Source organism: bacterium (genome assembly GCA_019695305.1).
In the GTDB taxonomy this organism is placed as follows: Bacteria; UBA10199; UBA10199; order UBA10199; family JAIBAG01; genus JAIBAG01.
In genome coordinates this window covers 1-8,655 of record JAIBAG010000048.1, presented here as the reverse complement: position 1 = coordinate 8,655, position 8,655 = coordinate 1, and the positions used below count along the sequence as shown (strand labels likewise).

Sequence of the window (8,655 nt, the reverse complement as noted above, 5' to 3'; positions counted from 1 at the left end):
GCCAAGCTGACACCTGTTTGGCTCCTGTTATAATTAGTAAGCCCTGCACTTGCTCCATAAAAGTTATTACCTGTGTAGCCAGTGGGTAACATAGGAGGAGTCATTCCACCTACTTGAAACCCGTAGGCTGTTGTTGTTGTTGTTGTTGTTGTTGTTGTTGTTTGCGTTGATTTGTCTAAAGCTACCTGATCCTGACACAACATACCAATCTGAAACGATTGATCATAATTAGTATCATCGCCAATAATTCCAATTGCACAATTACTCCCTGGAACATCAAAACCTGTAACTGTTAATTCACCCATATATTTCCTTTATTTAATGGATAATCAAAATCGAAGGATAAAATTGAATTTCTGGATAAGTAAAAAAGGCTAGAATAAAGAATAGCCGGGATCGCAAAATTATCCAGAGATTCAGTTATCCTTTGATAACGATCATCTCTAATTTTTGCTTTCCCTGGCCCAAAACACCTTTTATGCGGCAAAGAGGCTCTTTGCAAGAACTCACATAAAGGTTACCCCTCTCTATCGGCAGCGGGTTAAAAAAGTTGCGTGTTATTTTTTTAGGGGGTTTAGGGGGATTGCTTATGGGGATGAGATACCCTGAAACCTCAAAAAGGATTAACGATGGTAAGAGCGCCCACTTTTTGACCATCCGATAAATCTTCACTATATAAAATACTAGCCTCTCCGCGAATAGCCGAAGCAATAATAAGAGAATCATAAAAAGAGTATTTTATTCTGTAATGGAGATCCAAAGCCTCCTGCATTAAATCGGTATCGGGATATACCTGACACAGGGAATAAAGAACATTTTTTAAGTAAATGGAAAGATCCTCGTCCTTAAAACCTATACCAAATTTTTTGGTGGTAACATTGATAAACTCCTGCACCACTTGCAGACTTATAAAACCATCTCCAGCATTTAAAGCCGTGGCAATCAGCTTTTGAGCTTTCTTTTGCTTGGTCGGAGCTGACGTATCGAAGGAGTAAACAAGAACATTAGTATCAAGAAAATATTTATCTTTCATTCATCTCATCCCTCGAAAACTTTTTACCCGGCTTCACATACGAAAAGCGTTTCATCAGTTTTTCGTAACCATCCCGTTCTTTTTCAAAACCCGTATACTGAGCAAGCCAAGACCTAAAAATTGTATTCAGCGATTTCTTTTCTTTTTCCGCTTTTTTCCGGGCTCTTTCTATAAGAATTTCGGGGGCCGACAAGGTGATGTTTTTCATAAGCGCTCCATTTTCAACACTGTTTTAGTGTACACTATATTTGTGTGAAATCAAACAATTTTTTCTATTAATACACTACCCTAGCCCGGGAGGGCTTTGGCGGTTTCATATCTTCTTCTTTTTTAAGAAGCACACCCAGCATAGGGATAGAATTTTCGATATCTTTCATCTCCACACCCATACTGATAAGCGCATGCAACCAATCGATGAGTTCCGACGTAGACGGCGGTTTGCGCAGGTTGGTGGCCGAACGGATGGCATAGAATTTTTTAATGGCCAGTTCCATCAGCTTACCTTTGATATCCGGAAAATGAACTTTGATGATCTCGGCCATCATTTCGGGATTGGGGAATTCGATAAAATGGAAAACGCAGCGGCGCAGAAAAGCATCCGGTAATTCTTTTTCGGCGTTGGACGTGATGACCACCATGGGGCGATGAATGGCTTTTATTTCTTCCTTGGTTTCGTTAATATAAAAACGCATTTCATCAATTTCGGCCAAAAGATCATTGGGAAATTCTAAATCGGCTTTATCAATTTCATCGATGAGGAGAACCACCGGCTCTTTAGAAACAAAAGCCTCGCCCATTTTCCCAAGTTTGATGTAACGCTTAATATCCGACACATCGCCTTCACCAAAACGACTATCGTTTAAGCGCTGTACCGTATCGTACATGTACAAACCTTCCTGGGCCTTGGTGGAGCTTTTAATATTCCAACGGAGGAGCGGACGGCCGAGAGATTTTGCAATAGATGTAGCCAATACCGTTTTACCGGTGCCCGGCTCACCTTTGAGCAATAAGGGTCTGCCAATGGCTAAAGAAGCATTCACCACTTCCTGCAATTCGGGGGCTGCAATATAATCGTCGGTTCCGGTGTATTGTTGTTTTTTGGTCATATAAATGCTCTCTCAATAATTTTCTTTAATTCCACCCCTTCTGGCAAAGTCCCATAAACCATCCCACCCTCATCTCCCACGCGCGATCTGCAAAAAGCATCTACAATATAATCGGGAGAGTATCGAATAAGAAGTGAACCCTGAAAAGCTAACGCCAGCATTTCTACCAAACGGCGCGCCGTGGCATCGGGTGCAGTTGTAGCTGCAAAAGTTTTTTCGGTTTTTGCCACAAAGGCATCAAAATTTTTATTGTGCCCTAAACCCTTTTTAATTTCGGTTAAAAGTGCGTCTCGGGTTTCGGGTTCCTTGCTTAACGCGCGGAACACATCCAAACAATTCACATTGCCGCTACCTTCCCAAATAGAATTAACGGGTGCGTCGCGATACAAACGCCCGGTAATACATTCTTCCACAAAACCCGGCCCGCCCAGCGATTCCATAGCCTCGTACACATGATTAGGCGCCCGCTTACATACCCAGTACTTGCTAATAGCCGTTGCAATGCGGCGCAGGGCTTTATCGGCATCGCTAGCATTGTCATCGTAGAGCGAAGCTAGCTTCATCATGGTAACAGCCGAGGCTTCTACTTCGAGCGATAAATCGGCCAATACATTTTGCATCAGCGGCCACTCGATTAATTTTTTACCAAAAGCTTCGCGATAGCGCGCGTGGTGAATAGCCTGCACGGTAGCCTGACGCATGTAAGCCGTGCTTCCTATCACACAATCCAAACGCGTATGATTCACCATCTGGATAATCGTGGGAACACCACGCCCTTCATCGCCCACGCGCACACCGTAAGTTTCTTCCAGTTCAATTTCGGATGAGGCGTTCGATTTATTGCCCACTTTATCTTTTAGGCGCTGGATAAAAATAGAATTTTGAGAACCATCGGGCCGAAAGCGCGGCACTAAAAAGCAAGTGAGGCCTCCGGGAGCTTGAGCGAGCATTAAAAACGCATCACTCATGGGTGCCGAACAAAACCATTTATGGCCGGTTAAACGATATTCGGTGCCACTAACAAGAGTGGCTTTGGTGGTGTTAGCGCGCACATCGGAACCACCCTGTTTTTCGGTCATGGCCATGCCTAAAATAGCACCGTTCTTTTTATCGATCGGTAAAAATCGAGCATCGTACACCGTCGATGTAATTTTAGGTTCCCACAATTTCGCCAATTCTTTATTGGCTTTTAAAGCAGGAAGAACAGCGTACGTCATGGTTATAGGGCAGCAATGCCCTTGCTCTACCTGAGCAATGAGATAATATTTTGCAGCCCGGTGCGCATGCGCTCCCGGCATGGGAGCTTTCCAGGGTTCGGCGTGAACACCATGGCTTACCGATAAATTCATGAGCGCATGATAAGCCGGATGATACTCGGCCTGATCAATGCGATTGCCGTAACGATCGAACAATTTTGCTTCGGGAGTAAATTTATTAGCTTTAAAACCCCAGTCAAAAACTTCTTCGGTTCCTGCTTTTGCTCCAAATGAAACAAGGCTATCGGCCGAAAATCCGGCTGCGAATTTTTTTTGTAATTCCTGTAAAACAGGATCGGAAGTAAAGAGATTATAAGGCGCTAAGGGAGGAGACTGGTTAAAAACTTCGTGTGTAGCCATACTAGTACCGTGCAACAGAAGGATCAATTTCTAACGACCAGGCATCAATACCACCCGCCACGTTCGATACATCTTTATAACCCATGGATGCAAGCAGCATGCACGCGCGTTGCGAGCGGCCGCCATGATGGCAGTGAATCACAATGGATTGATCCTGCTTTAATTCTTTGGGTGCCCGCGCCGGAAATTGCGACAAAGGAATAAGCGTAGCACCTTCAATACGCGCAGTTTCGTATTCATCTTGCTCGCGTACATCCACCAAAATAAAATTATCTTTGTTATCCAGTTTAGCTTTTAAATCAGTTACTGAGATTTGCTTAATATTTTGCATAAAACTCCTAAGAGTAACCCCCTCCCGTCCTCCCCCTTAATCTAAGTGGGAGGGGCGTAGAAAGCCTCCCTCCCTTAAATTAAGGGAGGGAAAAAGGGTGGGTTACTCTTTTATCTTACTCACCAACCCCTGCAACACGGCTTTTGCATCACCAAACACCATGCGTGTTTTTTCTTTGTAGAATAAAGGATTATCAATACCCGAAAAACCCGACGCCATGGAACGCTTTACCACAAAACATACCTTGGCCAAGTCGGCACGAATAATAGGCATCCCATAAATGGGGCTTGTTTTATCTTCGTTAGCAGCAGGATTGACCACGTCGTTAGCGCCAATCACAATACACACATCCGTTGTTTCCATAGAAGGATTAATATCATCCATTTCTACCAATTTATCGTAAGGCACATTGGCTTCGGCCAGGAGCACGTTCATATGCCCCGGCATACGGCCGGCTACAGGATGAATGGCAAATTTAACATCAATACCATCTTTTTCCAAAATTTCGGAAAGCTCACGGGCCGTGTGCTGCGCTTGCGCTACAGCTAAACCATACCCCGGCACCACAACAACGCTGGATGCATTCTTCACAAATTCCGCGGCATCTTCCACACTCATCTCCACCGCTTTTTGCTGAGCACCACCGCCACCTACGGCAGCTACTTCACCGCCAAAGGCACCAAACAGCACGTTACTAAAAGAACGGTTCATGGCCTTGCTCATGATCATGGCCAAAATAAACCCGGAACCACCATCCAGCGCGCCGCAAATAATCAGCACATTGTTATCTAGCGCAAAACCCGAAGCCGAGGCCGCCAAACCGGCGTAAGAATTAAGCAAGCAGATAACAACCGGCATATCAGCACCACCTATGGGCAAGACCAGCATAATGCCCAGTAAAAATCCTAACGCTACTAACGCGCAAAAATAACCCATCATCCCGGGAACAAATACGAGATATCCGAGAATGAGAATACTGGCCAAGAGCATTAAAAAATTAAGTCCGTTCTGCCCTTTAAAAGTAATGGGTTTGCCAGTAATTGTTCCCTGTAATTTTCCAAAAGCCATCAAACTTCCGGTAAACGTGAGCGAACCCAAAAGGACTTCGGCACCAATTGCGCCCATAAAAAACTTAGAAACTTCGTGACCAGCTTGAATATGCTCCCAATACTTGGAGATACCTACCAGCGCCACAGCAATCCCGCCAAACGAGTGCGACAGCGCAATACGTTCGGGCATCTTTGTCATGGGAATCCACAAACCCATAGGAGCACCAATAATAGTGCCCAGCACCAAACCTAAAACAATCCATTTGTAGATAATAATATCTTGATGAAGCAGCGTGCCCACAATGGCCAGTAACATGCCTACACCCGCCAAAATCATACCCTTGCGAGCGCGTTCGGGATGTCCCAAGCCCATCAGCCCCATAATAAACAGGGAGGAGGAAACAAAATAAATAAACTGTATGAGTTGTTCGTTCATTATTTTTTCCCTCCTTTCTCTTTTTTCTTAAACATTTTCAGCATACGGTCGGTAATGAGAAAGCCGCCCACCACGTTAATGGTGGCGCTTGTTACGGCAACAGTTCCTAAAATAGTGGCCAGTGTGTTGTATTTACCACCGGCAATTACCAGTGACGCTACAAGTGAAATACCGGAGATAGCATTGGTAGCCGACATCAGCGGTGTATGCAATAAAGCCGGCACTTTAGAAATAACCTGATACCCCAAAAAAGCGGCCAGCGTAAAAATATAGAGTCCAAAAATAACATTAGTTTCCATTTTATTTGGTGGATGGTAGATAGTGGATAGTGAATGGTAAGATTTTCTCTTTACCATCCACCAACCACCATCCACTATCCACTTACTTTAGGATGCACAACCACTCCATCCTTGATAATTACAGATCCCGCTATAATCTCATCCTGCATGTCTAAATTGAGTTTACCTTCTTTGTCGCACAGGTGATTTAACAAATTCACCATGTTGGTGGAGTACATCTGGCTGGCATGTACACATAGCTCGCTCGTGGCATTGGTAATACCCACAATTTTTACACCATTTTTATCGGCAATTTTACCAGCCTCACAGCCTTCTACGTTACCCCCCTGCTCGGCCGCTAAATCGACCACGATGGAACCGGGGCGCATGGAGGCCACCATATCGGCTGTAATAAGGATGGGCGCTTTTTTACCAGGGATGAGGGCCGTGGTAATAGCCACATCGCTTTTAGCCACATGCTTTTTAATCAATTCTTTTTGCTTGGCTTGATACTCGGCAGAGGCTTCTTTGGCATACCCACCACTACCAGCCGCATCTTCGGCAGAATCTACTTCTACAAATTTAGCACCTAACGATTGCACTTGTTCCTTTACTACTTTACGCACATCAAACACTTCTACCACAGCACCTAAACGGCGCGCCGTTGCAATTGCCTGCAGGCCTGCTACACCAGCGCCCAAAATAAGAACTTTAGCCGGCGTGATAGTTCCGGCCGCCGTCATAAGCATGGGAAAAATTTTAGGAAGGCGACTTGCAGCAGCTAGTACGGCCCAGTAACCGGCCAAGTTAGCCTGTGAACTCAGCACATCCATGCTCTGAGCTAAGGTTGTACGCGGGATCATATCCACCGCAATACTGGTTACTTTTTGTTCGGCCAGTTTTTTAACAAGGGCTGGCTCACTTAAAGGATACAAAAGGCTAACGATAGTTTGACCAGCTTTAAGAGAAATATTTTCTGGTTTGTTGATAGTAAGCACAATATCGCCGTCGGCAATACTGCCTACTTTGGCCCCAGCAGCTTCGTACTCGGAATCGGTATAACCGCTTTCCAGTCCGGCTCCACTTTCAATGATAATATCGTGTTTATTTTTAATGAGCTTTTTAGCCCCGTCCGGCGTTAGCGCCACTCTCTTTTCGCCGGCGTTTTTTTCTTTAAATACAAATATCTTCAAGTTGCTCTCCTTCGTATCCCCTTCTAGAAAAAGAGGGGTCATTTTTTGTAGTGAATTTTGGTAATTTTTGCAATCGAATAAATGATAGCGATTTAGCAAAAAAACCAAATATATCTAGTATTTTACATTATCTTTCTTTACGATCGTCTTATGACGGATGCTTTCAATGCTACCCTTTTAAAACGCATCAATCTGAACCCCGAACTCTCTCTTTTTCGTATTGCCCCTAAAACAGGACCCATTCCTCCTTTTGAGCCAGGCCAATTTGCAACCTTGGGTCTTTTAGGTAAGCATCCGCGTGTGTCCGGAAGTGTACCCGAAGAAAAAATGCACGAACCCGAAAAACTTGTGCGCCGTGCCTACTCAATTGCCTCCTCCCCTCTTCAAAAAGATTATCTCGAATTTGTGATAGTGCTTGTAAAAGAAGGAGCCCTTACGCCCAGGCTTTGGACGCTTTCAGAAGGCGACGAAATTTATTTGGGCTCTAAAATAGCTGGTCACTTTACAATGGAAGCTGTACCTCAAGATAAAAATTTAATTTTTGTAGCCACCGGCACCGGCAACGCCCCTTTTGTAAGTATGCTGGGTACTTATTTAGCCTCTCAACCTAGCCGCAAATTTGCACTTTTGCATGGCGTACGCGTCTCACAAGATTTTAGTTATCAGACCGAGATGGAAAGCATGGTCAAAAATAATCCCAATTTTTCCTATCATCCCATTATTAGCCGTCCTCAAAACGATCCCATCCCTTGGACAAAAACAGCGGGCCACGTACAGGCCCTGTGGCAAAATGGCGAAGTTGAAAAAGCATGGGGCTTTAAACCCACGCCCCAAAACACACATTTCTTTTTATGCGGCTCACCCCAAATGATTGAAAGCATGATCAGCCTTTTATCGTCTTCCGGCTTTAAGGAACACACCCAAAAAGAAGCTGGACAAATTCACGTAGAACGATATTGGTAGCCTCCCAAACGGAGGAACTATGTTTAAAGTGAATGAATATTTTGAAGGTAAAGTAAAATCGATTGCTTTTAACACCAAAGAAGCTCCCGCTACTGTAGGGGTAATGGCTAAAGGCGATTATGAATTTGGAACCGATAAAAAAGAAATCATGCTCATCATTAGTGGCTCTATGACCGTACAACTTCCCGGTTCTGCCGACTACAAACCTTTTAAAGGCGGCGATAAATTTGAAGTGCCGGCTAACAGTAAATTTAAATTAAAAGTAGCCGAAGACACAGCCTATTTGTGTTTGTATGTATAACATTATTGGCTTCTACAAATTTTTTTCATCGTTTGATACAAACCAAAAACCTTGGTTTGTTGAAAAATTAAAAGAGTACAATCTTTTAGGCACCATTATTTTAGCCCCCGAAGGTATTAACGCTACGCTCCAGGGTGATGAAAAAAACTTACAACTCTTTATAGCAGCGCTTCAACAAAAGCCGGGATTTGAAGATATGTTTATTAAATATGCTTTTAACGAAAAACCCATTTTTAAAAAACAGGTTGTTCACGTTAGAAAGGAAATTGTCACTTTAAAACGTCTCGATATTAACCCTACTACAAAAACAGCTCATCATTTAAATGCAAAAGACAGGAATAAATTATTA

12 protein-coding genes are annotated in these 8,655 nt (G+C 43.8%); 3 read left to right on the top strand and 9 right to left on the bottom strand.

Annotation, left to right across the window (positions count from 1 at the left end; all coding sequences use genetic code 11):
• From K1X76_12700 to K1X76_12660, 9 genes are all read right to left on the bottom strand, one after another.
• Window positions 1-305, bottom strand: a 305-nt coding sequence (locus K1X76_12700; GenBank protein MBX7149922.1) for a hypothetical protein, incomplete at its 3' end; no start/stop codon positions are given.
• A 308-nt stretch (window positions 306-613) separates the two neighbouring features.
• Window positions 614-1,033 carry a PIN domain-containing protein gene (locus K1X76_12695; protein ID MBX7149921.1) on the bottom strand — a complete coding sequence of 140 codons (420 nt, stop codon included), beginning with the start codon at window positions 1,031-1,033 and terminating at the stop codon, window positions 614-616.
• Window positions 1,023-1,241, bottom strand: coding sequence for a hypothetical protein (locus K1X76_12690; protein ID MBX7149920.1), 219 nt, complete (start codon window positions 1,239-1,241; stop codon window positions 1,023-1,025). Before K1X76_12690 ends, K1X76_12695 begins: the two co-directional genes overlap by 11 nt.
• Before the next feature lie 67 nt (window positions 1,242-1,308).
• Window positions 1,309-2,139, bottom strand: coding sequence for a MoxR family ATPase (locus tag K1X76_12685; GenBank protein ID MBX7149919.1), 831 nt, complete (start codon window positions 2,137-2,139; stop codon window positions 1,309-1,311).
• Window positions 2,136-3,755, bottom strand: a complete 1,620-nt coding sequence (locus K1X76_12680; protein ID MBX7149918.1) for an acyl-CoA dehydrogenase family protein — start codon at window positions 3,753-3,755, stop codon at window positions 2,136-2,138. The genes K1X76_12685 and K1X76_12680 overlap by 4 nt, the downstream gene beginning before the upstream one ends.
• Before the next feature lies 1 nt (window position 3,756).
• Window positions 3,757-4,086: a rhodanese gene (locus K1X76_12675; protein ID MBX7149917.1), complete on the bottom strand. Its 330-nt coding sequence runs from the start codon at window positions 4,084-4,086 to the stop codon at window positions 3,757-3,759.
• A gap of 102 nt (window positions 4,087-4,188) precedes the next feature.
• Window positions 4,189-5,571 carry an NAD(P)(+) transhydrogenase (Re/Si-specific) subunit beta gene (locus tag K1X76_12670; GenBank protein MBX7149916.1) on the bottom strand — a complete coding sequence of 461 codons (1,383 nt, stop codon included), beginning with the start codon at window positions 5,569-5,571 and terminating at the stop codon, window positions 4,189-4,191.
• Window positions 5,571-5,870 (bottom strand): NAD(P) transhydrogenase subunit alpha, encoded by a 300-nt coding sequence (locus tag K1X76_12665; GenBank protein MBX7149915.1) that lies wholly within the window; start codon window positions 5,868-5,870, stop codon window positions 5,571-5,573. Before K1X76_12665 ends, K1X76_12670 begins: the two co-directional genes overlap by 1 nt.
• Before the next feature lie 74 nt (window positions 5,871-5,944).
• On the bottom strand, window positions 5,945-7,042 hold the full coding sequence (locus K1X76_12660) for a Re/Si-specific NAD(P)(+) transhydrogenase subunit alpha (protein ID MBX7149914.1): 1,098 nt from the start codon (window positions 7,040-7,042) through the stop codon (window positions 5,945-5,947).
• Window positions 7,043-7,192: 150 nt separating this feature from the next.
• On the opposite strand from K1X76_12660, the gene K1X76_12655 reads away from it, so the two are divergent.
• From K1X76_12655 to K1X76_12645, 3 genes are all read left to right on the top strand, one after another.
• Complete coding sequence (locus tag K1X76_12655) at window positions 7,193-8,005, top strand: ferredoxin--NADP reductase (GenBank protein ID MBX7149913.1); 813 nt, start codon at window positions 7,193-7,195, stop codon at window positions 8,003-8,005.
• A gap of 19 nt (window positions 8,006-8,024) precedes the next feature.
• Window positions 8,025-8,306 carry a pyrimidine/purine nucleoside phosphorylase gene (locus K1X76_12650; GenBank protein ID MBX7149912.1) on the top strand — a complete coding sequence of 94 codons (282 nt, stop codon included), beginning with the start codon at window positions 8,025-8,027 and terminating at the stop codon, window positions 8,304-8,306.
• Window positions 8,299-8,655 (top strand): hypothetical protein (locus tag K1X76_12645; protein MBX7149911.1); only part of this gene is annotated, 357 nt, incomplete at its 3' end. The genes K1X76_12650 and K1X76_12645, both read left to right, overlap by 8 nt.

Bases quoted from the DNA above. Each gene is read 5' to 3' on its own strand.
- K1X76_12695 (MBX7149921.1), bottom strand. From the start codon at position 1,033: ATGAAAGATAAATATTTTCTTGATACTAATGTTCTTGTTTACTCCTTC.
- K1X76_12690 (MBX7149920.1), bottom strand. From the start codon at position 1,241: ATGAAAAACATCACCTTGTCGGCCCCCGAAATTCTTATAGAAAGAGCC.
- K1X76_12685 (MBX7149919.1), bottom strand. From the start codon at position 2,139: ATGACCAAAAAACAACAATACACCGGAACCGACGATTATATTGCAGCC.
- K1X76_12680 (MBX7149918.1), bottom strand. From the start codon at position 3,755: ATGGCTACACACGAAGTTTTTAACCAGTCTCCTCCCTTAGCGCCTTAT.
- K1X76_12675 (MBX7149917.1), bottom strand. From the start codon at position 4,086: ATGCAAAATATTAAGCAAATCTCAGTAACTGATTTAAAAGCTAAACTG.
- K1X76_12670 (MBX7149916.1), bottom strand. From the start codon at position 5,571: ATGAACGAACAACTCATACAGTTTATTTATTTTGTTTCCTCCTCCCTG.
- K1X76_12665 (MBX7149915.1), bottom strand. From the start codon at position 5,870: ATGGAAACTAATGTTATTTTTGGACTCTATATTTTTACGCTGGCCGCT.
- K1X76_12655 (MBX7149913.1), top strand. From the start codon at position 7,193: ATGACGGATGCTTTCAATGCTACCCTTTTAAAACGCATCAATCTGAAC.
- K1X76_12650 (MBX7149912.1), top strand. From the start codon at position 8,025: ATGTTTAAAGTGAATGAATATTTTGAAGGTAAAGTAAAATCGATTGCT.